Raw genomic sequence first — 25,957 nt, forward strand, 5'->3', positions numbered from 1 at the left:
TCAATGAGGCCAGGTCCGCAGTGGTACGCCTGGATAGGTCGTTCTGCAGACGGGCTACTCGTGATGACTGCCTACCGGGCCGTGTCCCGGGTCAAAAAGTGGTGCGTGTGCCTGGTTCGCAACGCCCACGGGATGATCGCTGGGTCAGAATCAGATCCATGGCCACGTCAACTGATCCCGCTGCTCTGTATCCCGACGTTGCTATAGAAGGGAGCCTCGCCACGGCGCTCCGAGCCGCCGCGCTCAAGGACGGCTTCTCGATCCCGTTCACCGCCTCGGAATACGACCCGCTGCGCCATGCCGCCGTCGCGAGCACCGTTCCGCAACGGACGACCTTGGAGATCACCGCGTGGGTAGCCGAACGGCGGTGGTCAATCCGCGGCTGCGAGTCATTCCAAGACATGGCACTGATCGACGGAACCACGCAGGACCTGGCCCAGCTCGCCCGGGCGGCGCAAGCCTGGCATGACGGGGCAGCGCTGACCGACATCTCCCGAGCCGCGCCGTTCGTACACCTCACCGGCCGCTTCGAGGTGGCCGACCACGATCCGGTGCGACTTGCCGAGTCCGAGTGGCAGCACCTGCTCGCGGAGGCAGGCGCGGTGGACTGGCCCGAGTACCGCGCGCTCGTGGAAGCGGCATACGCCGAACCGGCACTGCGGGAGCTCTACCCGTTCACGAGCCACTGGACCCTGCGATTCTCCACTAGTACCCGCCCTCACCTCACGGTCATTCCGCTTTGCTTGGACGCGCATCGGGACAGCCGCTACACCCTCAGTGCCAGCATCATGGGTGAGGTCCTTGTCGACACGACCACGGTGGCGGACGCCGTGTCGACAGCCGTGCGCCATCTGCCCTCCGGCCTTGGACCTGTCACTTCTGGAGCCGCCTGAGAAGCGCCTGGTCTCGGGTGGAAGGATGACGTGCATGGACTTGCCTCAACCTGATGACCTGACCTCGCTGGTCCTGCGCACCGACTTCAGCAGCGATGCGGCCTGGGAAACGGTGCAAGCAGCGATCGACGGCTCGGGCGACTACCGCAACGCGACCTTCGTCAGTGACTCCTCCTTCACCGATGTCAGTGTTCAAGCGATGGTCGACGCAGATGCCGCCGCTGATGACGACGACAAGCTGTGCTACGTGTTCCTCGCTGACGCGACCACCATGACCGGCGAGGAGCATCTGCTCCTGGCCGTCGACCTGTATGACGAACCCGGCCGGACATTCCGGTTTCCACCCCGTTGGTACGCCGATGTCTCCAACAACCTGACCATCGCCAACATGGACTTCTCCGAGTTCGCCGACGCCACCGACGAATCGGACACGTACTGCGGCTTCGAGGACGGCTAAGCACGCACGGTAGGTTTCGCCCCCCCTCAGGCAGGCCCCGGCCGTGGCCCGGTGATGACGGGCATGCCGAGCTCGATTGGACCGCCCCAACTGTTGTTGTGTGTCCGCTCCAAACTGCGGTCGAGAGCGACGAGTTTCTCCTTGGCCTTGGTGAGGCTGACTTGGAGTCCTTGGACTTCGCCGAGCCAGCCGTTTGTCCGCGCCTCCGCGATGCGTTCGGCGAGGTTGCGGATGATCTCGATTAGCCGGGGCCGCTGCCTGGGAGAAACCCGCAGCATCGGGCAGCGCAGGCACCCCTGATCGTCCGCTGGGGCCGCCCGCGCCGGTCGGGGGCGTCGCGTATCCGCCGGTCGGCTCCCATGTTTATCTGCGCGAAAAGCTGGATTCGATCACCGTGGATTGAACGGGTGAAAGGGCGCGGAAAATTTTCGTAACCAAACGGACATCCCGTGCCCTAGCCCGAACCAACTCCCCCTTTTTACACTGGTATTGATAGACCTCACAGCAGCACAGAGCAGGACCGGACCGCGCCAGGGGGAGATGCGGTGCACAGAGGGCTGCACGGACGCGGAGCGTTGTTCGACACCGATCCGCCCGGCCTTGCGCCGCGCCTCGTCGGTCTGCGGCCCTACCAGCACCGCTCGTCCCCGTACGAACACCCGAAGGAACTGCCCTTCGTGGTGTTCGCGGGCGGGCGGGGGCTGGGCAAGAGCGCGGTGCTGCGCGGGCTGCGCGACGCGTACCGCGGACATACGCCGGTCGCGCTGATCGACGGCGAGGAACGGCAGTTCGCCGGGCCGCCGGCCGAGCGGCCCGAGGAGTCCTGGTCACCGGTGGGGCAGGCGCTCACCACCATCGCCGAGCAGCTCGCCGAGCCGGTGACCGGCGCCGGGCGGATCGGTTTTCCCCGGCTGGCGGCCGGGCTGCTCGCCGTGGCGGCGGGCGGCTGGAGCGACCGCGACGTGCCGCGCATCCGGCAGGAGGCCGAGCGGATCCTGCTGCTGAACGAGACCGGCTCGTGGCTGTCGGGGTTCGCGGGCCGCTGGGTGAGCAAGATCATCTCCAAGCTCGTCGCCTCGCTGAGCGGTACGGGTCCCGTGATCGCGCCGATCATCGAAGCCACCCTGGAGGCGTTCGCCGAGGGGATCGGACCCGCTCCCCGCCGGCTGCGCAGGGCCGCCGCCTGGTACCGCGACTATCCGAACGCGGGCGGCAATCCCAAGCTCGGCCTGATCCTGCTCTCCTCGCACTTCCGGGCGGGCGGCGACTCCCGCACGCACGCCGAGCGCTATCTCGTACGGGCCCTGCTGTCCGACCTCGACGACGCGTACGCGGGGGTCATGCAGCGCTCGCACCGGCTCGGCCGCCCGGTCGTGCTGATCGACAACGTGCAGGAGCGGGCGGGCCTCGGCCTCATGGAGCCGGTGCTGCGCGACCGCGCCGACGGCATCCCCGACCAGGTCGTCTTCTTCGCCGCGCTACGCGGGTACACCCACGGAGCGCTGCGCAACGCGGGCCGTCACACCCTCCCCGAGGTCGTCCGGCAGACCGGCTGGGAGCCGGGCACCTCACCGTCCTCGCGGGCGCTGCTCGTGTCGCTGCCGCCACTCACCCCGGACGACACCCTGCACCTCCTGGGCGGCACCTCCCAGGGACTGAACATACCCCCGCAACTCCCGCACGCCACCCACCGGTTGTCCGGCGGCAGCCCGCTCGGCGTCACCCTGCTCGCCGAGTCCGCCCGGCAGAACCTGCCCCAAGGGACCAAGTCCCTGGGCGAGTTGCTCACCTCCGACGTCGCCGTCCACGAGGACCACGACGGCCGGCCCACCTATCAGGAACTGCTCGACCGGCTCGTGCCCGGCGGCCGGCTCGACGAACTGACCGTGCTCGCCGCCGCCCACGACCGCGACTCGGCGTGCGCGCTCGCGGAGGTCCAGCTCCCCGACGACTTCGGCGCGTCGGGCGTCCTCGACCTGGAGGAGCGGCTCGCGGAGGAGGGCTGGGCGAGCGCCGCCGGGCAGTTCGTGGGCGATCCGTTCCTGCGCGCGCTGCTCCTGCTGCGGCTGCACCACGACGACCCGGACCACGCCCGCTGGCGGGCCGTGCACCGCACCCTCATCGACCACTACGGCGAGACCGACACCCTGGACGGCGCCCGCTACCGGCTGCACCACGAACTCGCGCTCGGCAAGGCCGACTTCGCGGTGGCGCACCTGCGCGACACCTTCCCGCGCACCGACACCCGGGCCTGGCTGGCGTCCCTGGTCTTCATCGCGTCCGCGCCGTACTACCACGCGCACGATCCCGACGGCCGCGACTTCGACGGCCACGACCACCGGGCCTCGGTCGCGCTCGGGCACACCGACGCGGCCCAGCGGCCGCCGGAGGGCGTGGACGCCGTACTGCATCTGCGGGTACGACGGCTGCTGCACGCCGTCTGGCAGCTGACCGATCCGCTGGTACTGCCGGACCCGAAGGTGTCCGACCGGCTCCGTTTCGAGCTGGAGCAACTGTCGAATCTGCGGCCCGCGGGCAATCCGCTGCTGTGGCGGGCCTCGCGGGAGTGGCCCTCGGACGCGCTCGCCGGCCGCCCGTTGCGCATCCCGGGCGGCGACAACGATCACGACGACGATCACGACAACGGGGACGGGGGCGGGGACCTGTGATGGCGCGTTTGTGGACGTGGCTGCGCGAGGACGTCTGGGAGATTCGTTTCCGCCGGTATGTCGCGCTGACCCTCGCGGCCGTGCTCGCGGGCCTCGGCATCTGGGGCGGTATGACGGCCACCAAGGAGAACCGCTCCTGCGCGCCCGGCGTCGTCCAGCCGAAGGGCAGCGACGAGTGCGTGGGCGTCTCGTGGACCACGTACGCCTTCGGGCGTCCGCAGTTCGCCGACACCGTACAGGCCATCGACCGCGAGAACGCCCGCCTCAAGCCCGGCAGTTACGTCACCGTTGCGCTCCTCGAACCCTTCACCGCCACCGACGCCGACAGCCTGGGCGATGTGCTGCACGAACTCCAGGGCGCCTATCTGGCCCAGTACCAGGCCAACCACGACACCACCGACCTGAAGCCGAAGATCCGGCTGGTGCTGGCCAACCCCGGCTCCACCGGCACGTACTGGAAGCACACGGCCGACCAGCTGGCGGGCATGACGAAGGGCGCCGACCGGCTGCGCGCGGTCACCGGGGTCGGCCTGAGCACCGACAACAACAAGAAGGCGGTCAAGGAACTGACCAGCCGGGGCATCCCGGTGATAGGGAGTTCGATCACCGCCGACGACCTCGCCAACGGGCAGGGCGGCAAGGACCCCTTCCCCGGGCTCGCCCGGGTCTCCCCCACCAACACCGACGAGGCGCGCGCCCTCGCCTCCTTCGCCAAGGTCTCGGCCGCCAACGCGTTCCTGGTCTACGACCGGACCGGCGACCCGTACACGCGCACGCTCCAGTCGTCCTTCGAGAAGATGCTCAAGGGCGCGCGCTACGAGGCGCAGCCGTTCACCCCGCCCGCCGACCGCAGCGAGGAGGGCACCACCTCCAACGTCTTCATGCAGATCACCAACATCCTCTGCAACACCCCGGGCACCACGAACACCATCCTCTTCGCGGGGCGCCACACCCAACTGCGCCAGTTCATCAACACGCTGGGCCAGCGCGGCTGCCGCGACCGCCGGTTCACCGTGCTCACCGGCGACGAGGGCTCCTACCTCGCCGGGGACAGGGACCTCGACCGGGCCGCGCTCAAGGACCCGCTGCTGACCGTCCGCTACACGTCCCTCGCCCACCCGGACGCCTGGCTGAAGGACCCCGCGAAGACCGGCGGCAGCGCGGCCGACGCCGAGGTGCTGCGGGATCTGCTGTCGGGCGCAATGAAGGAGCCGGTCGGGCCCGTCGGCCCGATCGCCCTGGACGACGGGCAGCTGATCATCGCGTACGACGCGATGCGGCTCGCCGTGCGCGGCATCCGCGGGGCCTCGCCGACCGGGGCGATCCCGTCCCTCGCGGACGTCGGGCTCCAGTGGCCGCAGGTCAAGGGCAAGGAGCAGCGGGTGAACGGGGCGAGCGGGTGGATCTGCCTGAACGTCCACGGCAATCCGTACGACAAGGCCGTACCGATCGTGCAGCTGACCCCCGAGTCCCGCGCCCGGTTCGTGAAGATCGCCTGGCCGGAGGGGAAGCCACCTGCGAAGGAGTGCCTGCCGCCGTCCTAGCCTCCGAGCATCTTGAGGAGGCGTTCGAACCGGGGCTGCCACGGGCCGGGCTCCCGCTCGCCCTCGTACTCATGGGTGAAGCGGACGGTGGTGCCGGGACCGGGGCCGTCCGGCGGCGCGGGCTCCAGGTGGAACCGGACCCGGCCCCGCCCCTCCACGGTGTACTCGGTGATCCGCTCGACGTCCCAGGCGGTGATCCGGCCCTCCCCCAGCCCCTCCAGCACGACCGCCCCGCCGAGCCGCGGCTCGAACACCTGAGCGGTGGCCAGCCAGCCCCGCAGACCCTCGGGGGTGGCCAGCGCCTTCCACACGTTCTCCACAGGCTGGGGAAGACGCAGCAGGTAGTGCAGGACGTGGGTACCGTCCCCCCGGATCTCGGTGGTGCCCTCTTCGATGCCTCGGGTCACTCCGGTCATGACACCAGCGTGGCCCGAGGCGGAAGGTTCCGCACGTGTTGCGCCGACGGCCAGGACCTGTCCCGGTCCTGGCCGTGTCCTGGACGCGTCCTCGACGCGTCCTCGACGCGTCCTAGACGCCCGCGTAGGAGTGCTTGCCGGAGACGAAGATGTTGACTCCGTAGTAGTTGAAGAGGAAGCAGGCGAAGGCGATCAGCGCGATGTACGCGGCCTTGCGGCCCTTCCAGCCGGCCGTGGCACGGGCGTGCAGATAGCAGGCGTAGGCGACCCAGGTGATGAACGCCCAGGTCTCCTTGGGGTCCCAGCCCCAGTAACGGCCCCAGGCGTCGCCCGCCCAGATCGCGCCCGCGATGATCGTGAAGGTCCACAGCGGGAAGACGGCGGCGTTCACGCGGTAGGAGAACTTGTCGAGGGAGGCCGAGGAGGGCAGCCGCTCCATGACGGAGGTGGCGAAACGGCCCGGCTGCCCGCCGGTGGCGAGCTTGTTCTCGTACGAGTCCTTGAAGACGTACATCAGGGTGCCGACCGCGCCCACGTAGAAGACGGCGCCGCAGAGGATCGCGGTCGAGACGTGGATGTACAGCCAGTACGAGTGGAGCGCGGGCACCAGCTGGTCGCTCGCGGTGTACAGGACGGTGACCGCGAGGCCGAGGTCGAGAAGGACCGTGGTGACCAGGGGCAGGCCCAGCCAGCGGATGTTCTTCTTCAGCGCGAGCATCACCAGATACACGGCGACGGCGACCGTGGAGAAGGTGATGCTGAACTCGTACATGTTGCCCCACGGCGCCCGCTGCACCGACAGGGCACGCGCGAGGACGCCGGCCGTCTCGACGGCCCAGGCGAGCACGGTGAGGGACACGGCGATCCGGCCGTAGAGGTCGCCCTGCTCGTCCCCGCCGTGCGCGCCGGGCCCGTCGGGCACGTCACGGGCGCCCGCCGCCGACCGGGTGACGACCTTCGGCCGCTCCAGGACGGCCGTGCCGCCCGCCGACTGCACGGTGACCGCGGGGGCCTCCGTCTTCTCGGTGGTGGTGAGCGCGGCGGCCGTACGGGCGACCTTGCTGCGGCTGCCGAAGATCCACTCGGCGATGTAAGCGAAGAAGGCCAGGGTGTAGACGGCCATCGAGGAGTAGATCAGCGTGTTGCTGATGTTGGCGAGGTGTTCGTTGGTGGCCGTGGCCAGATCGGTCACGGCGCCCAGGTCGGTTGCGGTGGCGAGAGTCATTTCTCAGCCCCTTCGGCGGCAGGTACGGAGGGTTCGGCGTCGGCGTCGAGGTCGGTTTCGGCTGCGGATGCGTCTGCGGCTGCGGCTGCGGCTGCGGCTGCGGCTGCGGCTGCGTCGGTCCTGGTGGGCGCCCGCTCATGGACGAGCGCGGCCAGGTCCCCCAGTTCCTCGGGGAGCTTCGCGGACTCGCTGCGGCCGAGGCCCGCCATCTCCACCACGGTGACGCCGTCGGCCCCGGTCGTCGCCCGCACCCAGACCCGGCGGCGCTGGATGAAGAGCGAACCGGCGAGACCGAAGATCGCGGCGAACGCGCCGACCAGCGCCCAGACGCTGCCGGGCTGCTGGGTGACCTGGAAGCCGGCCCACTCCTTGATGTCCTTCTCGAAGGTGATCGAACCGGCACCGCCCGGCAGCTTCATGGTCTCGCCGGGCAGCAGGCGCGCCTTGACGATGTCGCCCTTCGCGTCCTTGAACTGCTTCATGTTGGTCGTGTCGAGCTGGTACACGTTCTGCGGGATGCCCGAGTTGACCCCCAGGCTGCCGTGGAAGCCGGACAGCGCGAGCACCGGGAAGTCGAGCGCGGGGAACTGGGAGAACATGGTGCCCTTGCCCGCGCCCGCGAAGGTCGGCACGAAGAAGGCGGAGAAACCGAGCTGCTCGCTGCGGCCCTGCGCGTTCTTGTAGCCGTCCATGACCTTGATCGCGCCCTGTGAGGTGACGTTCGAGTCGAGCGGCAGCATCGGCACGGCCTGGTGGAAGACGACGTTGCCCTTGCCGTCCCGGACGGTGACGACGGGCGCGTAGCCGTGGCTGACGAGGTAGACCTTGGAGTCACCGATCTTCAGCGGCTCGTTGACCTTGACGGTGGTCTTCTTCGCCTTGCCGTACGCGCCCACGCTGTAGTCGATGTCCGCCTGGAACGTGCGGGGGGTGCCCTTGTTGGGCCCGTTCCGCTCGTAGGTGGCGGTGAACTTCTTCAGGTCGAAGCTGAACGGCGTCAGGTCGTCGTCGGTGAAGAGGTTGCCCGACTTGAAGTCGTCGTACTGCAGGAGCGTGTTGGAGAAGCCGTCGCCCTCGACGATCAGCTTGTCGCCCTCGGACTTGAAGAGCTGGCCCCAGGCGAAGGCGACCAGCATCACGATCAGCGCGATGTGGAAGATCAGGTTGCCGGTCTCGCGGAGGTAGCCCTTCTCCGCGGCGACGGCGTTCCCCTCGATGTGGGCCCGGAAGCGCCGCTGCCCCAGCACCTTGAGGGCGGCCTCGCGGACCTGCTCGGGCTCGGTGTCGGTACGCCAGGTCGCGTACGCGGGCAGCCGGTTCAGCCGCTTGGGCGCGCCCGGCGGACGGCCGCGCAGCTGCCCGACGAACTGCCAGGTGCGGGGAACGATGCAGCCGATGAGCGAGACGAAGAGCAGGAGGTAGATCGCCGAGAACCACACCGAGCTGTAGACGTGGAACAGGCCGAGCTTGTCGTAGACGGGCCCGAGCACGCTGTGCGCGGTCTTGAAGTCCGCCACCTTCTGGGCATCGGTCCCGGACTGCGGGATCAGCGAGCCGGGGATCGCCCCGAGCGACAGCAGGAAGAGCAGGATCAGCGCGACCCGCATGGAGGTCAGCTGCCGCCAGAACCAGCGGGCCCAGCCGACGACCTCACGGCCGGTCCAGGCCAGCCACCCCATGACGCCCGGCGCGCGGGACCCGCCGAAGGAGCCGGGCATGACCGTGTCCACCGGCGCGGTGGACAGCTGGGAACCTGCCTCGCCGAGTTCGCCGTCCGCGCTCACACCGACGTGCCGCTTGGCGGCCGCCGGGTCCTTCGTCCGGCCCGTGTCGGTGTCGGTGTCAGTCGTGCTCATGGATCAGATCCCTACCGTGAAACCGTCGGACCAGGACTGCATCTGCTGGACGATGCTGTCCCAGGCACCGGTGAGCAGGAGCAGGCCGGTCACGATCATCATGCCGCCGCCGATCCGCATCACCCAGGCGTAGTGGCGCTTGACCCAGCCGAACGCCCCGAGCGCCTTGCGGAAGGCGACCGCGGTGAGGACGAAGGGGATACCGAGGCCGAGGCAGTACGCGACGGTCAGTATGGCCCCTCGGCCGGCGCTCGCCTGATTCATCGCCAGGGCCTGCACCGAGGAGAGGGTCGGGCCGAGACACGGGGTCCAGCCGATCCCGAAGAGCGCGCCGAGCAGGGGCGCGCCCGCGAGACCGGACACCGGCCGCTTGTGGAAACGGAATTCGCGCTGGGTGAGCCAGGGCATCATCCCCATGAAGAAGACACCCATGAGGATCATGAGCCCGCCGAGCACCTTGGACAGGGTGCCCTGGTTCTCCTGCAGGGTCGCCCCGAAGTATCCGAAGAGCGCCCCGCCGGAGACGAACACGGCGGTGAAGCCGACCACGAACAGGCTCGCGCCCGCTGCCATCCGCCCCCGTCTGGCCTCCGCCAGATCCGTGCCGGTGACCCCGGTGACGTACGACAGATAGCCGGGCACCAGCGGCAGCACGCACGGCGAGAAGAAGGAGACGAGTCCGCCGAGCACGGCGACCGGCAGGGCGACCAGCAGCGCGCCGCTGAAGACCGTCGCGTTCCTGCCGGTGGAGTCGGCCAGGGTCATGGCGAGGAGGGACACGTCAGGTCACTTCTCCGCGAGGACGGGAGCGAGCATCTTGCGCAGATTGTCCTCGCTGAGCGCCTGCAGCGTCCGGGCCGCGACCTTCCCGTCCCGGTCGATGATGAGCGTGGAGGGGATCAGCTGCGGGTTCAGCGTGCCCTTCTTGAAGCGGAGCATCAGTTTGCCCGAGGGGTCGTACAGGCTCGGATAGGTGATCCCGTGTTCCTTCTCGAAGGCCTTGGCCGGACTGGTGCCCGCGTCGCGGGTGTTGATGCCCACGAACTGCACGTCCTGGCCCTTGGTGTCCTGGTAGACCTTCTCGAAGTTCTCGGCCTCGACCCGGCAGGGCCCGCACCAGGAGCCCCAGACGTTGAGGACGACGACCTTGCCCTTGTAGTCGGCGACGTCGAGCCGCGTGCCGTCTACCGTCTTGCCGGAAAGGTCGGGGATGGCGGCCCGCTTGCCCTTGGCCGCGGTGTCGACCCCGTCCTTTCCCGCCACGAAGTTGGTGTTGCCCGACCCCCCGGAGGTCCCTCCGGAACCGCACGCGGCCAGAACGAGCGCGCCGACGACGGCCCCAGTGGTGAACAGGGCGGCGCGGCTACGGCTACGGCTACGGGTGCGGTTCGAACGCTGATCTGTGCGGCAGGCGGCACTCATGTGAAAAGTTTCGCATGCCCGATTCGGGGATCTTCCGCACCCCCCTCGTGGGCGGAAAACCCCATTTCACGCAGCGTTCCCGGACCCCTTGGAGGTACCTGCGCCCGTGCCCGAACCCGCACCGGCCCCCGTACCGGCTCCCTTGCCGGTGTCGCCGAGGAACGTCTTCCAGCCACCCACCGGCCGCTGTCCCACGTCCAGCGTCCGCAGCTTGGCCAGCACCTCGGGCTTCTGTACGTCCACCCAGTCCACGAACTGCCGGAAGGAGACGAGGCGGACGTCCTCGCCCTTCTCCTTCTCCTGGGCGATGTGTTTGAAGGCGTACTCGACGGCGTCCATGTAGATGCCGCCGTTCCAGTGCTCGAAGTGGTTGCCGATGAAGAAGGGCGCACGGTTCGTCTCGTAGGCCCGCTGGAATCCGGCGACGTACGCCCCTCCCGCCTGCTCCCGCCACGCCGGGTAGTTGTGCGCAGGCGCCTTCGTCGAGTTGATCGACTGGTTGGCCATCATGTTGTAGTCCATGGACAGCACCTCGAAGCGGCGCCCCGGGAAGGGGACCGCCTGGAGCGGGAGGTCCCACAGCCCTTGCCGCTTCGTCGGCCAGACCTGGCGGCCGCCGGGCGAGGAGGCGTCGTAGCGCCAGCCGAGCTTCTTGGCGGTGGGCAGCAGGTTGTTCTGGCCGAGCAGACAGGGGGTGCGCCCGCCGACGAGTTCTTTCTCGTAGTCGAAGGGCAGCGAGGGCAGTTCGGTCCAGCCCGTGTTGGTCCGCCACTCCTTGACGAAGGACTTGGCCTGGTCGATCTCGCTGCGCCACTGCGCCGGCGTCCAGTTGCCGACGGTGCCGTGGCCGGAGCAGAAGTGGCCGTTGAAGTGCGTGCCTATCTCGTGGCCGTCGAGCCAGGCCTGCCGGACGAGCCCGAGCGTCGACTTGACGTGGTCGTCGGAGAGATAGCCGATGTCGGAGGCGCCCCGGGGGTTGTTGGGCGGCAGGTACTTGCGCTTCTTCGACTCGGGCAGGAGGTACAGCCCGGAGAGGAAGAAGGTCATGTGCGCCTCGTGCTCGCGGGCGAGCCGGAGGAAGCGGGAGAAGAGACCGGTCCCTACCTCACCCGCGCCGTCCCAGGAGAAGACCACGAACTGCGGAGGGGTCTGACCGGGCTCCAGAGGGACCGGCTTCGCGGGCTGGTTCGGCTGCTTGCCCGTGTAGGACGTGGAGCCGTCGCCTATCGGGCGGCCGGGGCGCGAGGAGCCGCCGGGCTCGCCGGACGCACCGGGTTTGCCCGAATGGGAACCACCGCCGCCGCTCGAACCGTCCTGCTGTGCGGTGCCGCACGCCGCGAGTCCCAGCGTCGCCGCGGCACCCGCCCCAAGGCCGATCATTCCCCTCCGGCTGATGTCCCGCATTGGGTCCCCATCTCATCGCGCCCTCTCAGCTGACTCCCAGCTGGCACACAATGAGAGGGCATGACAAGAAGATAGGTTCCTTCAAACGCACAGCCATTGATCGTATTTTACGAAGAACCGCTCAGATAGCGCCGATCCGCATACTTTGCGCCAGCGCCTACGAGCATGGGCGCTGAGCCCGAAGTCCTGAGGCCGCGTTCCACGACCGGAGTTCTACGACCGGAGTTCCAGGACCGGAGTTCTACGACCGGAGTTCCAGGACCGGAGTTCCAGGACCGAAGTTCTAGGACCGGAGTTCCACGACCGGAGTTCTACGCCCCGAACGCCTTGCCCTTCCCCTTCACCGGCTTGGCGCCCGCGAGGAGATGGGTCGGGACGAGATCCCGGGCGGGCTCGCTGTACCCCACCGAGACGATCTTGTCGCCGCGGTAGGTGAAGCTCGTCAGGGACGCCAGCGTGCACTGCCGCTTGCGCGGGTCGTGCCACAGCCGCCGCTTCTCCACGAAGGACCGCACGATCCAGATCGGCAACTGATGGCTGACCAGCACCGCTTCATGCCCCCGGGCCGCGTCCTTGGCGGCGTCCAGCGCCCCCATCATCCGTACGACCTGCTCCACGTACGGCTCGCCCCAGGACGGCTTGAACGGGTTGACGAGGTGCTTCCAGTTCTCGGGCCTGCGCAGCGCGCCGTCGCCCACCCCGAAGGTCTTGCCCTGGAAGACGTTGTCGGCCTCGATCAGCCGGCCGTCGGTGTCGAGGTCGAGCCCGTGCGCCTTGGCGATGGGCGTAGCGGTCTCCTGCGCCCGCTCCAGCGGCGAGGCGACGACGTGCGTGACGTCCCGCGGGGCCAGGTGCTCGGCGACCCGCTCGGCCATCTGCCGCCCGAGCTCGGACAGGTGGTAGCCGGGCAGCCGCCCGTAGAGCACCCCGTCCGGGTTGGCGACTTCGCCGTGCCGCATGAGGTGGACGACGGTGATGTCGCCGTCCGAGTTCCCGGCACCCGAGTTGCCGTTACCCGAGTTGCCGATACCCGTGTCGCTCATGCCGTGGCCTCCGCCGCTGCCCGTGCCGCCGCCGGAAGGGCGTCGGCGATTCGCTGGATGGCCCGCTCGTCGTGGGCCGTGGACACGAACCACGACTCGAAGGACGACGGCGGCAGATAGACGCCCTGCGCCAGCATCGAGTGGAAGAACGCGGTGAACCGGAAGGACTCCTGCGCCTTCGCGCCCTCGTAGTCGCGCACCTCGCGCCCGGTGAAGAAGACCGAGAACATGTTGGAGGCGTTCTGCAGCCGGTGCGCCACGCCCTCCTTGGTGAGCGCCTCCGTGACGAGTCCCCGGATCTGCTCGGAGACGGCGTCGACCTTGGCGTACGCGGCGTCGTCGAGCAGCCGCAGCTGGGCGAGGCCGGCGGCGGTGGCGACGGGGTTACCGGAGAGCGTGCCGGCCTGGTAGACGGGCCCGGCGGGAGCCAGGTGCCCCATGATGTCCTTGCGCCCACCGAAGGCGGCAGCGGGGAACCCCCCGCCCATGACCTTTCCGAAGGTCATGAGATCAGGGCGTACCCCATCGATCCCATACCAACCGGCCTTGCTGGTCCGGAACCCGGTCATGACTTCGTCGGAGACGAACAGGGCACCGTTGCGCGCGCAGGCGTCCTTCAGGCCCTGGTTGAACCCGGGCAGGGGCGGCACGACGCCCATGTTGCCCGGCGAGGCCTCGGTGATCACGCAGGCGATCTCACCGGGGTGCGCGTGGAAGGCCTCGTTCACGGCTTCGAGGTCGTTGTAGGGCAGGACGATGGTGTCGCCGGCCTGGGCGCCGGTGACGCCGGGGGTGTCGGGCAGCGCGAAGGTCGCCACTCCGCTCCCCGCCGCCGCGAGCAGCGAGTCGACATGCCCGTGATAACACCCGGCGAACTTGATCACCTTCGACCGCTGGGTGAACCCGCGGGCGAGCCGGATGGCGGACATGGTGGCTTCGGTGCCGCTGGAGACGAGCCGGACCTGCTCGACGGGCTCGACGCGGGCGACGATCTCCTCGGCGAGCGCGACCTCGCCCTCACCGGGCGTACCGAAGGAGGTGCCGCGCGCGACGGCCTCCTGCACGGCGCCGATGACGTCGGGATGCGCGTGCCCGAGGATCATCGGCCCCCACGAACACACGAGGTCGACGTATTCCCTCCCGTCGGCATCGGTCAGGTATGGACCGTTTCCGGACACCATGAAGCGGGGCGTACCGCCCACGGCGCGGAAGGCGCGCACCGGAGAGTTCACGCCGCCGGGCGTGACGGCAGCCGCACGGTCGAAAAGAGTCTGCGAGACTGGGGCATCATATGAATAGGGCAGTTCGGTCATGACCTGCGACTTCTCCGACTCCGGGGGCTAGTGACCCCCTCAGCGTAGGGCAGCGGCCGTGCGCCGCCACGAGCGGAAGATCCCGGCCACCGAAAAGCCGCGCAGGCGCATCCGTCACGCGACGACCGGGCATCAGCCCTCGCGCGTCTGCGAAACTGGGGCTTCGTACGGACAGCTACACGGGCCATGGTGTTCATGGGCTGCGAAGATCCTGCGGACAGGTGTTTCAGCGTACGTTTCGGCGTGCGGCCGTGGGGGAGGTCACTGTCACGATGATCGGGTTGCGTGGCGGGGGTCGCGCGCCTTAGAAAAGCAGTCGGGTGGAGATATGCATCGCGGTGGCGGACTGGGCGAGGGGACCGATGACCTCGGTCCTCGGCGTGCCCGGCGGGGAAGGCACCGGCGCGAGGCGGAAGAAGCGGCCGAGGCACGACATGCGCAGGGCTCGCAGGGCTCTCCGGGGGCACCCGGATCGCAAGGATCACAGGGCGATCCTGAGCGGATCGACCCGTCGGGCCGTATGGACGGTATGGACTACACGGACCACGGCGCAGACCGGCTCAGGGCAGGAAGCGGGAATGGTGGCCGGGTGGGGGTGACGTACAAATACTTCGGCGCGCCGGATGGCGCGACGGCGGCCCGCGTGCCGATCTCGATGCGCCCCGAGGAACTCGGCGGCGACGAGCTCGGCATGAACGGCATGTTCACCAAGATCAAGCCGGAGACGATGGCCGCGATGGTCCTCACCGGCATCGAGGGCGTTCCCCTCCACAAGGTCCCGCCCCTGGAACTGGTCGTCCTCCACCCCGACTACGCCGTCGTGAAACTCCCCATGACCGTCGTCGACCCCCTCCGGGGCATCGGCGAGGAGGCGGTCGGCGCGGCGGCCTTCATCTGGTCGACGGTCCCGGACCGGGGCGGCCCCCGGGACGCGTTCAACGTGTACCAGCTCCTCCACGAATGGCAGGATTTCAGCCATCGCCTGCATGAGGCGGGACATCAGCCGTACTGCCTGGTATGGCCCTAAGCTCCGTTTTCCTTTGATGTGTCACGCGTGATGCATGACACGTGACACGTGACACGTGACACGGGCGGGGCTTTCGGGTCCCGCCCGGGTCCCGCCCGACAACGAGCGGACCGCGCGGGACCGCTGAATACTGAGTGTCATGCGCGTCGATTTCGATCCGGAGGCCATGGGCGGGAATGCCTTCTACAGATTCCTGACCTCGGTTGTCATCCCTCGTCCGATCGCCTGGATCTCCACCGTCACGCCGGACGGCTCCACCGAGAACCTCGCCCCGCACTCCTTCTTCAGCATCGCCAGCACCGACCCGCCGATCGTGCAGTTCACGTCGATCGGCCGCAAGGATTCCCTGCGCAATGTCGAGGACACCGGGGAGTTCGTCGTCAACTTTTCCTCCGAACCGCTGCTGCAGCTGATCAACGCCACTGCCACCGACTTTCCCCGGACGGTCAGCGAATTCGACTTCGCGGGAATCGACCGCGAACCGAGCCTGCATGTACGGCCGCCCAGGGTGGCGGCCTCCCCCGTCGTCCTGGAGTGCCGTTCGCACACCACCCTGCGGATGGGAAACTCCACCCTCGTCTTCGGACGGGTGCTCCACGCGGCGGTGAACGAAGGCCTCATCGTCGACGGCCGCCCCAGCTCCGAACGTCTGCTCCCGCTCACCAAGCTCGGCGGCGACGAGTGGGGCACGCTGGGAAAGGTCCTGCATCTGAACCGCATCCCCTACGAGGAACCGCGCTCTTAGCTACGCGGACTACGTGAGCTACGTGGACTACGTGAGCTACGGCGCGTCCACCACGACTTCCGCCCACACCGTTTTCCCCACGGGCGTACGGGGCGCCGTCCCCCAGCGCACGGCGAGCACCGCCACGAGGAGGAGGCCGCGCCCGGACTCGTCCTCCGGCCCGGCAACCGTCTCCGAGCCGAACCGGGGCTGTCGCGCGGAAGCGTCCGCGACCTCGATACGGATCAGCCGCGTCGGTACGTCGAGGGCGATACGGAGGTGGAAGTCCCGTCCGGGCACATGGCCGTGGCGCACGGCGTTGGCGGCCAGTTCAGCGACCAGCAGGGACACCTTGCCGGACGGGTCCGAGGACGGCGGATACCCCCACTCCGCCATACGCCGCACCGTCAGCTGCCGGGCGAGTCGTGCGCCCCGGGGTGATGACGTGAACTGCATGGCGAACAGGCGGCTTTCGGTCGCCGCAGCGGCGGTGCGGGTGGGCTCCATCGCGGCCCTTTCCTTTTCCTCACAGGGGGCGACTCGCAGCGTGTGCGAGTCGTGACGTTCCGTACACAAGGGTCGTCAAAACGGCCTACGCTCAAAAGGTGATCGGGCCTTACCGTGCGGACCGTAAGGAAGGGAAGTGACGCCGTGGCCAAAGGCGTTGACCCCGGGGAATCGATGGCGGCGCTCTTCGGGTCGCGCGTACGCAGACTTCGTACGGCGGCGGGGCTGACCCAGCAGGAGCTGGGCGAGAAAACGCACGTGGTCGCTTCGCGGATCACGCAGGTCGAGCGTTCGTCGGGCGCGAAGCCCACCCTGGAGCTGGCCCGCGCGCTGGACGAAGTCCTGGGAGCGGACGGCTTGTTGGTGGACTTGTGGCCGTACGTGTACCGGGAGGCGTTTCCGGACTGGTCGCGGGCGTTCATGGCGCATGCGGGGAGGGCGGTGTCGATCCGCGAGTACGGGGCGCATCTCGTGCCTGGTCTCCTGCAGACGGAGGACTACGCGCGGGCCGTGCTCAGCGTCGGCCTTTCGCTCCAGGGCGAGGAGCATCTGGAGGAGCGCCTGTCGGCCCGGCTCGGTCGGCAGAGGCGGCTGGCCTCGCCCGACCGGCCCGAGCTGTGGGTCGTACTGGACGAGGCGGTACTCCGGAGACCGGTCGGCGGCCGGCCGGTCATGCGGGCGCAGCTCGCGCGCCTGCTGGAGACCGCTTCGGAGCGTCACATCACCTTGCAGGTGCTGCCGTTCGACCAAGGCGAACATGACGTGATGGGCGGGTCGCTGACCCTCCTGGAGCTGCCGGACGGCAGTGAGGTCGCCTACACGGAAGGCGCCCACTACGGCCAACTCGTCGAGGATCCGGCAGATGTCGAGCGCTTTGGGCTGACCTACGATCGGCTCCGGGCGGCAGCCCTGCCCCCGCTCATGTCGCTCGACATGATCCGATCGGCGATGGAGGGCATCCACCGTGGCGCGAACGTCCCGTCTCGAACTGAACGGCGTCGTCTGGCGCAAGAGCAGCTACAGCAATCAGGAGGGCGGCAACTGCGTGGAGGTCGCGGACGAAATCCCCTGGCGCAAGAGCAGCTACAGCAATCAGGAGGGGGGCGACTGCCTGGAAGTGGCGGACGGAATCCCCGGCATCGTCCCCGTCCGTGACAGCAAGGCCCCCGACGGGCCGGCGCTCGCCTTCGCGGCGGACTCCTGGGCAGCGTTCATAGGCGACTTGAAAGCCCGTCACCGCATCTGAGCCGACGGGCACCCGGCCGACGGGGGACCGGTCCCGCTCGGCGTCCCGGCTCCGCCGAACCCTCGTGCGCGGGGGTCCGGCGGGCCACGGCCCTCCCCAAAGAACTGGGAAGAAAGAACCGGGAAGAAAGAACCAACCCCCCTCCTCCTCCCACCCGTTCACCCTCAGGAGTGACCCGGTTGCGGCGAGTGGGCACGGGCGGTTACGTTCCCGGCAACAACCCCACACAGACGACGGCCCCCGGCCAGGACGGCAATCCTGATCGAGGGCCTGACCGCTCAGGAAGAGAACCGCTTCCCGATGGCTGAACCGCAGTCTAACGCGCCCGTGCGCGCCGACGCCGGAGCTCCGACCTCCGGCGTGACCCACGTCCGTACCCGCCTCACCGCCGAGTTCACCGTGATCGCCAACGCCCTCGCGCAGCGGCGCGGCAGCGCGGTGACCATCGGCGTCGCGGCGTACATCCTCTCCCTGCCGGACGGCGCCCCCGTCAGCATCACCGCGCTGTGCGCCCACTTCACCGAGGGCGAGATCCTGATCTCGCGGGCCCTACGGGAGTTGGAGGCCGCCGGTTACCTGGAACGGCGGCGCGTGCGCGGGCCCGACGGCCAGGTACGCACCCGGACCTTCTTCCACGACGTACCGCACGGCCGGCGGCGCCCCACACCACCGCCCACCCGACCGGTCGGACCACGGAAACCCGCCGTTGAGCCCGCGCCCGAGCCTCCGCCCGTCGCGCCCGTCGCGCCCGTCGCGTCCGTCGCCCGCGAGGAAGGACACGCCGCCCCAGAGGCGTCCCACCGGCTCGACGACGCCGACCCCCAGGCCGTAGCCGTCCTCGCCTCCCTGAGGATCGTCGACCGCCGGCTGATCCTGTCCCGCCGCGAGGTCGCCGAACTGGCCCCGGCCGTCGCGGCATGGCTCGCGCGGGGTCTCGGGCCCGAGGAGATCACCGGCCTGCTCACCGACGGACTGCCCGCGCACTTCCTGGCCCGTCCGGCACGCGTCCTCGCCCACCGCCTCCGCGAGGTCCCGCTCCCGCCGCCGCCCGCCCAGAGCCCACCACCCGCGCGGCCCTCCGCACTCCCCTGGCAGACCTGCGACGGCTGCGAACGCGCCTTCCGGGCCCCGGAGCCCACCTCCTGCCGGGACTGCCGGGGCCGGGAAGCGGCCTGATGTCTCAGCGAGCCCGCACGAGAGCAGCACGGCACTCGACCGAGACATGCGGTCGCGGCACGCGGCCGACAGGCTGGGTGTGCGAGCATGCGAAACCTGGGATCAACGGGAGGAGGGTCATGGTCGACCGGTTCACCGACGGCCTAAGGACGGGCGCATCAAGACACGGGACCTGGAGATCCAGCCCGTCCTCGATCGCTGTGCGGTCCTCTTCTGTCTCGACAACCAGCAGCTCCGCAGCCTGGAGATGGTGGAGCGGCTCGACGTACACCGCAGCGCAATCTACCGGGCTGTCGAGAAGGGCGGACCCGCCGCCTACGCCGTACGACAAGGCGGCCTCGACCGTACCTGGCCATGATCGCTCAGGCCCCAGGTCACAGCCAGCCGTTGCGCTTGAAGCCCCGGTAGATGGCGAAGCACGCGGCGGCGATCACGGCGAGGGCTAGTGGGTAGCCGAAGCGCCAGTGGAGTTCGGGCATGTTGTCGAAGTTCATGCCGTAGACGCCGCAGACCATCGTCGGTACGGCGACGATCGCGGCCCAGGCGGTGATCTTGCGCATGTCCTCGTTCTGGGTGACGGAGACCTGGGCGAGGTGGGCCTGGAGGATGGAGTCGAGCAGGGCGTCGAAGGAGGTGAGTTGCTCGGTGACCCGGGCCAGGTGGTCGGCGACGTCGCGGAAGTACGCCTGTATCTCGGGGGCGACGGTGCGCATCGGCTCGGTGGCCAGCAGCTGGAGGGGGCGGCCGAGGGGGACCACGGCCCGCTTGAACTCCAGTAGTTCGCGCTTGAGTTGGTAGATGCGGCCGGCGTCCACGCCCCTCACCCCCTCGGGTGAGAAGACCGCCGTCTCCACCTGGTCGATGTCGCACTGGACGGAGTCCATGACGGTCAGGTAGTCGTCCACTACGTGGTCGGCGATGGCGTGGAGTACCGCGACCGGGCCCCTGGCCAGCTGCCTCGGGTCCGTTTCGAGGCCCTCGCGCAACGGGCCGAGGGAACCGTGGCGGCCGTGCCGTACGGTCACCACGAAGTCGGGGCCGACGAAAACCATGATCTCGCCGGTGCTGACCACCTCGCTGGTGGCGGTGAGTTCGGCATGTTCGACGTACGAGACCGTCTTGAAGACGGCGAACAGGACATCACCGTACTGCTCGACCTTGGGGCGCTGGTGGGCTTGGACGGCGTCCTCGACTGCCAGCGGGTGCAGGCCGAACAGTTCGGCGACCCTGGCGAACTCCGTCTTCGTGGGCTCGTGCAGCCCCAACCAGACAAAGCCGTGGCCCTTGCCGTGGCCGTGTTTCCGGACCCGCGCCACGGATTCTTCGACGCTCGGCGCGGCCTCCTGCCGGATGCCGTCGCGGTAGATGACGCAGTTGACGACGGCGGAGCCGAGCGGGGAGCGGGCCGGGTGGCTGAGGTCCACCGGGCGCCCCCGTCGCGCCAGACGGGCGGCTTTGCGCAGGTTGCCGACCATCGACATGCGGTACTCCTTCACCAGTGTGCCGGGGACGGCCAGTGTGCCAGGGCGGGGTAAGACGGACGTCAAACCCTGGTTCGAGCGTGCGGTCGATGTCGGGGGGGGTGTCGATCGATGTCAGGGGGGCGTCATGAATCTCCCCCTCGGCATCAGGCCTACGCCAACGCGACGGTCCGCCGCCGTCCCCGGGGCCTTCCATGGGACACGGGTATCCGCGGGTGTCCGCGAGGCCGTATGCCGAGGAGTGGGGTGAGCGAGCGATGGGTGGTGGGGAGTGGCGGCGCGTCGTGGTGGGGGTGAGTGGTTCGCCGGGGAGCCTGGCCGCGCTGCGACGGGCCGCGCGCGAGGCCCGTCGCGACGACGCCGAACTGCTGGTCGTCCTCGCCTGGGAGCCGCCCGGCGGTGACCTGGCCCACGGGCGCTCGATCTGCCCGTTGCCGGTGGCCGACCTCCGGCGGGACGCGGGCAGCCGACTGCTCGCCGCCCTTGACACCGCCTTCGGCGACGCGGGGCCCGGCGTTCCATACCGGGGACTGGTCGTACGGGGCTCGGCGGGGCGCGCGCTGGTCGAGACCGCCGACCGGTCCGACGACCTCCTGGTGGTCGGCGCGGGGTGGCGGGGCAGGGTGTGCCGCGCGCTGTTCCCGTCCGTCGCCCGGTACTGCCTCGCGCACGCCGTCTGCCCGGTGCTGGCCCTGCCGCCCTCGCCCCTGTACCGCGAGCTCGCCTCCGTACGCCGCCGCGTCGGCCTGCGGCTGCCGCTCGACGCGCGGGAGCTGACGGAGGGCAGGCCTTGAGCGACCGAGGTGCGCACGTCAGGGGCGCGTTACGGGTCCGGGGCTTCCCGTCAGGCATCCGTCAGCGAGGCGCCCCGGACCCGGCCCGGCGGGCATGGCTTCACCGAGGCGCCCGGGTGGGGCGCGCAGTCGTGTTGCCGCCGTTCGGGTTGTCCCCGGGACGCTGTGCATGTCGGGAAGCGACCGCACATCCGCGGTGAAACAGCAGGTCAGTGGTGCCTGACAGGGCGTCGGATACACGAATGGACGCCAGGTGAGCGTGACCTCAGTGCTACGCCGGGCGAGCGGCTCGAGTGGTGCGCGGGGCAGTCCGGCTTGACGGTGGATCACGTCGGGGTCGGGTTCTCACGAGCTGACGAGGTGCCAGCTGCCTGGCCGCGATGGAAGGACTCCGACGATGCGATCTGCTCGCATGCTCCTCGCTACCGCGACGGCTACGGCCGCTCTCGCGATCGGCGCTCCCGGCGCCCTCGCGGCCACGGTGGGTGCTGGGAGCCACGATGATCTTTCCTACAGCAAGGAGCACGGCAACGACAGCAAGCACGACAAGCCCGACGTCGGGATGCACACGGCTGGCCGAGCGCTGACCGCGGCGGTGCACAGTGACGACTCGGGCAAGGACGACTCCGGCTCCGAGCGCGAAGAGGGCAACAACGACCAAGGCAAGGGCGACAACGACCGAGGGAAGGGCGGCGGCTCCGACCGCGGCAACGGCAACGACGACTCCGGCTCGGATCACGGGGGCAAGGGCGACTCCGGCCGCGGGAAGGGCGGCTCCGACCGCGGCGGCGACGACTCCGGCTCGGAACACGGCAAGGGCGACTCCGGCCGGGGCAGACCGCACGGCGGCATGCACACCGGCGGCGGCGCGCTGACCTTCCTCAGGGGAGACAACTCGGGCAAGGACGACTCCGGCTCCGAGCGCGGAGAGGGCAACAACGACCAAGGCAAGGGCGACAACGACCGAGGGAAGGGCGGCGGCTCCGACCGCGGCAACGACGACTCCGGCTCCGACCGCGGGAACGACGACTCCGGCCGCGGCAAGGGCGGCGGCTCCGACCGCGGCAACGGCAACGACGAATCCGGCTCCGACCGCGGCAACGACGACTCCGGCCGCGGCAAGGGCGGCGGCTCGGACCGCGGCGGCGACGACTCCGGCTCGGAACACGGCAAGGGCGACTCCGGCCGGGGCAGACCGCACGGCGGCATGCACACCGGCGGCGGCGCGCTCGCCCACATCAAGGGAGACGACTGGAACAAGGACGACGAGAAGTTCAACCCGGAGACCTACAAGGACAAGAACAACGACTCCTCGGGCTCCGACCGCGGCAAGGACTCCGGGAACGGCAGGGACAACTCGGACTCGGAGCGTGACAAGCCCCGGGGCGGTATGCACACGGGTGGCGGTGCGCTCGCCACGTCGGGCACCACGGCAGGTGGGCTGGCGGCCGTGGCGCTCGCCGGCGCGGGTGTCTACGCGGTGCGCCGCAGGCGTGCGGCGGACGGCCTGTCCTGACCGATGCCTGATGACTTAGCAGCCCGGGCCGCCGCCTTGCGCACAGCGTGGCGGCCCGGCTCGTTCTCCCCCTCGCGGTGACCCGCTCTCCGGCCACTGCCCACTGCTTGTCGCCTACTGCTTACTGCTTACCGCCTACTGCCGTGTTCCTGTGAGGTGGTGCCCGATGGCATCCCGGTTGTCCTCCCCTGTCCAGCCCCAGTCCGTGTCGCCCGTCCAGGCCCCCCGCCCCGGTGTGCCGCTGATCGTATGGATCGCCGGAATCCTGCTCCTGGCGCTGAGTGTGTTGGGCGGCCATGGCAAGCCGTCCGTCCCCTTCTCCCCTTCCTCCAAGCCCCATTCCGCCACGGCGCTCGCGCCGTGGTCCGCGGCCAACCGGCCGCTGGGCAAGCATCTGCCGCGGTCCGAGCCGACGCGGCTGCTCATCCCGAAGATCTCGGTGGACGCCCCGTTCACCACCCTCGCCCTCGACTCCTCCGGGAAGCTCCGACCTCCGCCCGGCAACGACACGAACCTGGTCGGCTGGTACACCAAGGGCGTGTCCCCCGGGGAGGCGGGTGCCGCGATCATCGCCGGGCACGTCGACACGACGACCTCCGCGGCCGTGTTCGCCGATCTCAGGGAGCTGGAGGAGGGGGACCGCTTCAAGGTCGAAAGGGCCGACGGGCGTGAGGCCTCCTTCGTGGTCGACAGTGCCGAGACGTTCGCGAAGGACGACTTCCCCGACGACCGTGTGTACGCCGACACCCGCGACGCCGAGGTCCGGCTGATCACCTGCGCCGGTGACTACGACCACTCCGCGAAGGACTACACCGAGAACCTGGTGGTCTTCGCCCACCTCGTCTGAAACCGACGGTCGGTGTCCGAACCACCCGTCGGTCAGATGTCAGATGCCCGGGACGCCGTGGTCGCGCAGGGGACCGATCCGCCAGCCGTGCGTCTCGCAGGTGTCGAGGATGCGCGGCAGGGCGGCGAGGGTGGTGCGCCAGGAGTCGGGGGCGGAGGTGCAGTCGGAGTCGTGGAGCAGGATGGTGCCGCCGCCGGACAGGTCGCGGGTGACGGTGCGGTGGACCGAGTCCGGGGTGGCCCGTCTGCGCCAGTCCTCGCCCCAGGCCGTCCACAGCGTCGGGGTCAACCCGAGGCGGCGGCAGGTGAGGTGCGCGGCGGTGTTCATCACCCCGTAGGGCGGCCGGAACAGCGTGGGCGGCCGGCCGGTGACATCGGCGACGGCGTCGCGGGCCCGGGCGAGGTCGTCGTACGTGGCGCGCGGGCCGCGCAGCAGCAGGGGGCGGTGGTGCCAGCCGTGGATGCCGATCTCGTGCCCGGCGGCGGCCATGTCCTTGGCCAGGCCGGGTGAGCGGGCCAGCATGGAGCCGAGGAGGAAGAACGTCGCGCGGATACCCCGGGCGTCCAGCAGGCGCAGGAAGTGCGGGGTGGAGAGGTGGTCGGGGCCGTCGTCGAAGGTGAGGGCGATGTGGTCGGGGCGGCCGCGGCCGGCGAGGCGGGGCATGGCTCGGTTGCGCAACGGGCCGAAGGTGGAGATCACCGGTGCGGCGTGGGCGGCGGCGAGCGCGGGCAGGGCGATCGCCCCGGCCCGCCGCGCGGTACGTGCCAACTGGCCCGGGTCCGGACTCATCGGTCGTCGTCCTCCAGGTAGTGGGTGAGCGCGCCGAAGTGGTGGCCGGGGGACTCTCCGTAGGCGTAGGCGAGCGGGGCACCGATGCCGAGGGAGAGGGTGGCCGCGACGGCGGCCACCATGAGGGCCGTCCGGCGCCGGGCCTGCCGTGGCTTGGCTGCGAACCGCGCGGCGACGGGGAGGCGCAACGCCTCGGTCGGTACGGCGGTCAGCGCGTCGGACGGTGCGGCGGTCAGCGCGTCGGCCAGCAGGGCGGTCGGGTGTCCCTGCCGCGCGGGCAGTCCGAAGCGTGCGAAAGCGCGGCGATCGGGTGTCCCCGGCCGTACGGTGCCCGGGGGACCCGGCATCACCGGCCGGACGTCGTCGGCCCGGCGCCCCGGTGTCGTCCGCCGTACGTCGACCCGGCGCCGCCGCTGGGGCGGTATGCCGGCGGCCGTCGGCGACTCGACCGGTGTCGCGGGGCCCGATGGGCGTGCCGCCGACAGCGGACGGCGGGTCATCGCCGTGACGGCCGGTACGGGGCCGGGGGCCGAGGCGTACAGGGCCAGGCCCGCCGCGCGCTGGGCCTGGCCGCGCGGGCCGTGCAGGAGTTCGACGAGGGTGGGGGCGAGTTGGTGCGGCTCGCGGATCCAGGGGGCGAGACCCGCCTCGTCGAGCGCGGCGGCGTTGGTCTGGCCGTGCCCGGGGATGCAGCGGTAGCTGACGACCGGGAGTCCGCCGGCGAGCGCCTCCAGCGAGGTGAGCCCGCCCGCGTTCTGGACGAGGACGTCGCACGCGTGCATCAGGCCGGGCATGTCGTCCACCCACCCGTGGACGTGGGCGATGCCGTCCGCGCGCAGCCGCTCGGCGAGCGCGTGATTGCGTCCGCAGACCACGACCGGCAGCGCGACCCCGGTGTCGAGGATCTCGGCGGCCGCCTCCCGTACCGGGCCCACCCCCCACGAACCGGCGACCAGCAGAGCCAGCGGCGTGTCCTGGGGAAGGCCGAAACGGGTGCGGGCGGCGCGCCGTTCGTTCTCGTCGGCGGGGGTGAAGCGCGGGTCGGTCATGGGGCCGGTCACGGTGACGCCCGCCGCGCCCTGCTCGTGCGCCTGGGCGGCGGGTATCGCGTGGGCGGCGAGGTGTGCGTCGATGCCGGGCGCGACCCACAGGGAGTGGACGGAGAAGTCGGTGAGGTAGGTCAGGGCCGGTATCGCGAGGCGGCCGCTCAGCCGCAGCGCGCCGAGGACCTGACTGGCGCCGGGGTACGTGGAGACGACCGCGCGGGTGCCGGGGGTGACGGCGGCCAGCGTACGGCGTTCGGCGCCGCGCAGCAGGGACCGTACGGCCGGGTTGGGGCGTCGTTCGTGCTCGGTGGCGGCGTAGATGCGCTGGTAGCCGCCGGGGGCCCAGGTCAGCAGCCGGAGGTAGGCGCCGCAGAGCAGCTTGCCGAGGCCGAGGGGCAGCAGATCGAGGAAGTCGTGCCGGTCGACGAGGAAGCCGGCTGCCGTGAGGTGGCGGGTGAGTTCGGTGGCGGCGCCGTCGTGGCCGGCCCCCATGCTCGCGGATATGACGGTGATCCGCGGTGGACTGTCGAGGTGGGGCACAGCAGATCAGCCTCCAGAGTGG

The 25,957-nt window shown here is 70.1% G+C and carries 25 protein-coding genes and 1 pseudogene; 13 read left to right on the top strand and 13 right to left on the bottom strand.

What is annotated here, in order from left to right; translation table 11 throughout:
- Positions 1-158 precede the first annotated feature (158 nt).
- Together OG747_RS18535 and OG747_RS18540 are read left to right on the top strand one after the other, a co-directional pair.
- On the top strand, positions 159-893 hold the full coding sequence (locus tag OG747_RS18535) for a DUF6193 family natural product biosynthesis protein (RefSeq protein WP_405880435.1): 735 nt from the start codon (positions 159-161) through the stop codon (positions 891-893).
- Positions 894-927: 34 nt separating this feature from the next.
- Positions 928-1,350, top strand: coding sequence for a DUF6924 domain-containing protein (locus OG747_RS18540; protein ID WP_405880436.1), 423 nt, complete (start codon positions 928-930; stop codon positions 1,348-1,350).
- 26 nt (positions 1,351-1,376) lie between these two features.
- On the opposite strand, the gene OG747_RS18545 is transcribed toward OG747_RS18540, so the two are convergent.
- On the bottom strand, positions 1,377-1,628 hold the full coding sequence (locus OG747_RS18545) for a hypothetical protein (RefSeq protein ID WP_405880437.1): 252 nt from the start codon (positions 1,626-1,628) through the stop codon (positions 1,377-1,379).
- 267 nt (positions 1,629-1,895) lie between these two features.
- Here OG747_RS18545 and OG747_RS18550 point away from each other — a divergent pair, with 267 nt between their 5' ends.
- Together OG747_RS18550 and OG747_RS18555 are read left to right on the top strand one after the other, a co-directional pair.
- The gene (locus tag OG747_RS18550) at positions 1,896-4,019 is read left to right on the top strand and encodes a hypothetical protein (protein ID WP_405880438.1); all 2,124 of its coding nucleotides are present in this window, start codon (positions 1,896-1,898) and stop codon (positions 4,017-4,019) included.
- A complete protein-coding gene (locus tag OG747_RS18555) occupies positions 4,019-5,563 on the top strand; it encodes an ABC transporter substrate-binding protein (RefSeq protein WP_405880439.1) in 1,545 nt (514 codons plus the stop codon). The genes OG747_RS18550 and OG747_RS18555 overlap by 1 nt, the downstream gene beginning before the upstream one ends.
- Here OG747_RS18555 and OG747_RS18560 read toward each other — a convergent pair.
- The 8 genes from OG747_RS18560 to hemL form a co-directional block, all read right to left on the bottom strand.
- Positions 5,560-5,979 (bottom strand): SRPBCC domain-containing protein, encoded by a 420-nt coding sequence (locus OG747_RS18560; protein WP_405880440.1) that lies wholly within the window; start codon positions 5,977-5,979, stop codon positions 5,560-5,562. The genes OG747_RS18555 and OG747_RS18560 overlap by 4 nt on opposite strands.
- Positions 5,980-6,091: 112 nt before the next feature.
- On the bottom strand, positions 6,092-7,204 hold the full coding sequence (gene ccsB, locus OG747_RS18565) for a c-type cytochrome biogenesis protein CcsB (protein ID WP_405880441.1): 1,113 nt from the start codon (positions 7,202-7,204) through the stop codon (positions 6,092-6,094).
- Positions 7,201-9,060, bottom strand: a complete 1,860-nt coding sequence (locus OG747_RS18570) for a cytochrome c biogenesis protein ResB (RefSeq protein WP_405880442.1) — start codon at positions 9,058-9,060, stop codon at positions 7,201-7,203. Before OG747_RS18570 ends, ccsB begins: the two co-directional genes overlap by 4 nt.
- 3 nt (positions 9,061-9,063) lie before the next feature.
- A complete protein-coding gene (locus tag OG747_RS18575; RefSeq protein WP_405885591.1) occupies positions 9,064-9,825 on the bottom strand; it encodes a cytochrome c biogenesis CcdA family protein in 762 nt (253 codons plus the stop codon).
- A gap of 21 nt (positions 9,826-9,846) precedes the next feature.
- Positions 9,847-10,482, bottom strand: coding sequence for a TlpA family protein disulfide reductase (locus tag OG747_RS18580; RefSeq protein WP_405880443.1), 636 nt, complete (start codon positions 10,480-10,482; stop codon positions 9,847-9,849).
- 66 nt (positions 10,483-10,548) lie between these two features.
- Positions 10,549-11,886: a hypothetical protein gene (locus OG747_RS18585; protein WP_405880444.1), complete on the bottom strand. Its 1,338-nt coding sequence runs from the start codon at positions 11,884-11,886 to the stop codon at positions 10,549-10,551.
- A 311-nt stretch (positions 11,887-12,197) separates the two neighbouring features.
- Complete coding sequence (locus tag OG747_RS18590) at positions 12,198-12,929, bottom strand: histidine phosphatase family protein (protein ID WP_405880446.1); 732 nt, start codon at positions 12,927-12,929, stop codon at positions 12,198-12,200.
- On the bottom strand, positions 12,926-14,242 hold the full coding sequence (gene hemL / locus OG747_RS18595; RefSeq protein WP_405880447.1) for a glutamate-1-semialdehyde 2,1-aminomutase: 1,317 nt from the start codon (positions 14,240-14,242) through the stop codon (positions 12,926-12,928). The genes OG747_RS18590 and hemL overlap by 4 nt, the downstream gene beginning before the upstream one ends.
- Before the next feature lie 589 nt (positions 14,243-14,831).
- On the opposite strand from hemL, the gene OG747_RS18600 reads away from it, so the two are divergent.
- Complete coding sequence (locus tag OG747_RS18600; RefSeq protein ID WP_003974483.1) at positions 14,832-15,269, top strand: hypothetical protein; 438 nt, start codon at positions 14,832-14,834, stop codon at positions 15,267-15,269.
- A gap of 139 nt (positions 15,270-15,408) precedes the next feature.
- Entirely contained in the window at positions 15,409-16,014 is a 606-nt protein-coding gene (locus OG747_RS18605; protein WP_405880448.1) for a flavin reductase family protein, read from the top strand.
- A gap of 36 nt (positions 16,015-16,050) precedes the next feature.
- Here the strand turns inward: OG747_RS18605 and OG747_RS18610 are convergent, their stop codons facing one another.
- A complete protein-coding gene (locus tag OG747_RS18610) occupies positions 16,051-16,500 on the bottom strand; it encodes an ATP-binding protein (RefSeq protein WP_405880449.1) in 450 nt (149 codons plus the stop codon).
- 174 nt (positions 16,501-16,674) lie between these two features.
- Here OG747_RS18610 and OG747_RS18615 point away from each other — a divergent pair.
- The 4 genes and pseudogenes from OG747_RS18615 to OG747_RS18630 all read left to right on the top strand — a co-directional run.
- Positions 16,675-17,382: pseudogene (locus OG747_RS18615) on the top strand (Scr1 family TA system antitoxin-like transcriptional regulator); the annotation flags it as partial.
- 82 nt (positions 17,383-17,464) lie between these two features.
- Positions 17,465-17,746 (top strand): DUF397 domain-containing protein, encoded by a 282-nt coding sequence (locus OG747_RS18620; RefSeq protein WP_405880450.1) that lies wholly within the window; start codon positions 17,465-17,467, stop codon positions 17,744-17,746.
- 300 nt (positions 17,747-18,046) lie between these two features.
- On the top strand, positions 18,047-18,922 hold the full coding sequence (locus OG747_RS18625; protein ID WP_405880451.1) for a hypothetical protein: 876 nt from the start codon (positions 18,047-18,049) through the stop codon (positions 18,920-18,922).
- Positions 18,923-19,001: 79 nt separating this feature from the next.
- Positions 19,002-19,280, top strand: coding sequence for a hypothetical protein (locus tag OG747_RS18630; RefSeq protein ID WP_405880452.1), 279 nt, complete (start codon positions 19,002-19,004; stop codon positions 19,278-19,280).
- Positions 19,281-19,296: 16 nt separating this feature from the next.
- Here OG747_RS18630 and corA read toward each other — a convergent pair whose 3' ends face one another.
- On the bottom strand, positions 19,297-20,403 hold the full coding sequence (gene corA / locus OG747_RS18635) for a magnesium/cobalt transporter CorA (protein WP_405880453.1): 1,107 nt from the start codon (positions 20,401-20,403) through the stop codon (positions 19,297-19,299).
- A gap of 257 nt (positions 20,404-20,660) precedes the next feature.
- On the opposite strand from corA, the gene OG747_RS18640 reads away from it, so the two are divergent.
- The 3 genes from OG747_RS18640 to OG747_RS18650 all read left to right on the top strand — a co-directional run bounded on the left by OG747_RS18640 (position 20,661) and on the right by OG747_RS18650 (position 23,560).
- Positions 20,661-21,197, top strand: coding sequence for a universal stress protein (locus tag OG747_RS18640; RefSeq protein WP_405885592.1), 537 nt, complete (start codon positions 20,661-20,663; stop codon positions 21,195-21,197).
- Positions 21,198-21,594: 397 nt separating this feature from the next.
- Positions 21,595-22,713: a hypothetical protein gene (locus tag OG747_RS18645; protein ID WP_405880454.1), complete on the top strand. Its 1,119-nt coding sequence runs from the start codon at positions 21,595-21,597 to the stop codon at positions 22,711-22,713.
- A gap of 166 nt (positions 22,714-22,879) precedes the next feature.
- Positions 22,880-23,560, top strand: a complete 681-nt coding sequence (locus tag OG747_RS18650; protein ID WP_405880455.1) for a class F sortase — start codon at positions 22,880-22,882, stop codon at positions 23,558-23,560.
- 39 nt (positions 23,561-23,599) lie between these two features.
- Here OG747_RS18650 and OG747_RS18655 read toward each other — a convergent pair whose 3' ends face one another.
- Both OG747_RS18655 and OG747_RS18660 read right to left on the bottom strand, forming a co-directional pair.
- The gene (locus OG747_RS18655; protein WP_405880456.1) at positions 23,600-24,349 is read right to left on the bottom strand and encodes a polysaccharide deacetylase family protein; all 750 of its coding nucleotides are present in this window, start codon (positions 24,347-24,349) and stop codon (positions 23,600-23,602) included.
- Positions 24,346-25,887: a glycosyltransferase gene (locus OG747_RS18660; protein ID WP_405880457.1), complete on the bottom strand. Its 1,542-nt coding sequence runs from the start codon at positions 25,885-25,887 to the stop codon at positions 24,346-24,348. Before OG747_RS18660 ends, OG747_RS18655 begins: the two co-directional genes overlap by 4 nt.
- Between the last annotated feature and the right edge of the window lie 70 nt (positions 25,888-25,957).

The sequence above is a fragment of the Streptomyces sp. NBC_01384 genome (genome assembly GCF_045040035.1).
Taxonomy (GTDB): Bacteria; Actinomycetota; Actinomycetes; order Streptomycetales; family Streptomycetaceae; genus Streptomyces.

Excerpts from the sequence above, each read along its gene's own strand:
- OG747_RS18535 (WP_405880435.1), top strand. The coding sequence starts at position 159 with ATGGCCACGTCAACTGATCCCGCTGCTCTGTATCCCGACGTTGCTATA.
- OG747_RS18540 (WP_405880436.1), top strand. The coding sequence starts at position 928 with ATGGACTTGCCTCAACCTGATGACCTGACCTCGCTGGTCCTGCGCACC.
- OG747_RS18545 (WP_405880437.1), bottom strand. The coding sequence starts at position 1,628 with ATGCTGCGGGTTTCTCCCAGGCAGCGGCCCCGGCTAATCGAGATCATC.
- OG747_RS18555 (WP_405880439.1), top strand. The coding sequence starts at position 4,019 with ATGGCGCGTTTGTGGACGTGGCTGCGCGAGGACGTCTGGGAGATTCGT.
- OG747_RS18560 (WP_405880440.1), bottom strand. The coding sequence starts at position 5,979 with ATGACCGGAGTGACCCGAGGCATCGAAGAGGGCACCACCGAGATCCGG.
- ccsB (WP_405880441.1), bottom strand. The coding sequence starts at position 7,204 with ATGACTCTCGCCACCGCAACCGACCTGGGCGCCGTGACCGATCTGGCC.
- OG747_RS18570 (WP_405880442.1), bottom strand. The coding sequence starts at position 9,060 with ATGAGCACGACTGACACCGACACCGACACGGGCCGGACGAAGGACCCG.
- OG747_RS18575 (WP_405885591.1), bottom strand. The coding sequence starts at position 9,825 with ATGACCCTGGCCGACTCCACCGGCAGGAACGCGACGGTCTTCAGCGGC.
- OG747_RS18580 (WP_405880443.1), bottom strand. The coding sequence starts at position 10,482 with ATGAGTGCCGCCTGCCGCACAGATCAGCGTTCGAACCGCACCCGTAGC.
- OG747_RS18585 (WP_405880444.1), bottom strand. The coding sequence starts at position 11,886 with ATGCGGGACATCAGCCGGAGGGGAATGATCGGCCTTGGGGCGGGTGCC.
- OG747_RS18590 (WP_405880446.1), bottom strand. The coding sequence starts at position 12,929 with ATGAGCGACACGGGTATCGGCAACTCGGGTAACGGCAACTCGGGTGCC.
- hemL (WP_405880447.1), bottom strand. The coding sequence starts at position 14,242 with ATGACCGAACTGCCCTATTCATATGATGCCCCAGTCTCGCAGACTCTT.
- OG747_RS18605 (WP_405880448.1), top strand. The coding sequence starts at position 15,409 with ATGCGCGTCGATTTCGATCCGGAGGCCATGGGCGGGAATGCCTTCTAC.
- OG747_RS18610 (WP_405880449.1), bottom strand. The coding sequence starts at position 16,500 with ATGGAGCCCACCCGCACCGCCGCTGCGGCGACCGAAAGCCGCCTGTTC.
- OG747_RS18625 (WP_405880451.1), top strand. The coding sequence starts at position 18,047 with ATGGCTGAACCGCAGTCTAACGCGCCCGTGCGCGCCGACGCCGGAGCT.
- corA (WP_405880453.1), bottom strand. The coding sequence starts at position 20,403 with ATGTCGATGGTCGGCAACCTGCGCAAAGCCGCCCGTCTGGCGCGACGG.
- OG747_RS18640 (WP_405885592.1), top strand. The coding sequence starts at position 20,661 with ATGGGTGGTGGGGAGTGGCGGCGCGTCGTGGTGGGGGTGAGTGGTTCG.
- OG747_RS18645 (WP_405880454.1), top strand. The coding sequence starts at position 21,595 with ATGCGATCTGCTCGCATGCTCCTCGCTACCGCGACGGCTACGGCCGCT.
- OG747_RS18650 (WP_405880455.1), top strand. The coding sequence starts at position 22,880 with ATGGCATCCCGGTTGTCCTCCCCTGTCCAGCCCCAGTCCGTGTCGCCC.
- OG747_RS18655 (WP_405880456.1), bottom strand. The coding sequence starts at position 24,349 with ATGAGTCCGGACCCGGGCCAGTTGGCACGTACCGCGCGGCGGGCCGGG.
- OG747_RS18660 (WP_405880457.1), bottom strand. The coding sequence starts at position 25,887 with ATGGGGGCCGGCCACGACGGCGCCGCCACCGAACTCACCCGCCACCTC.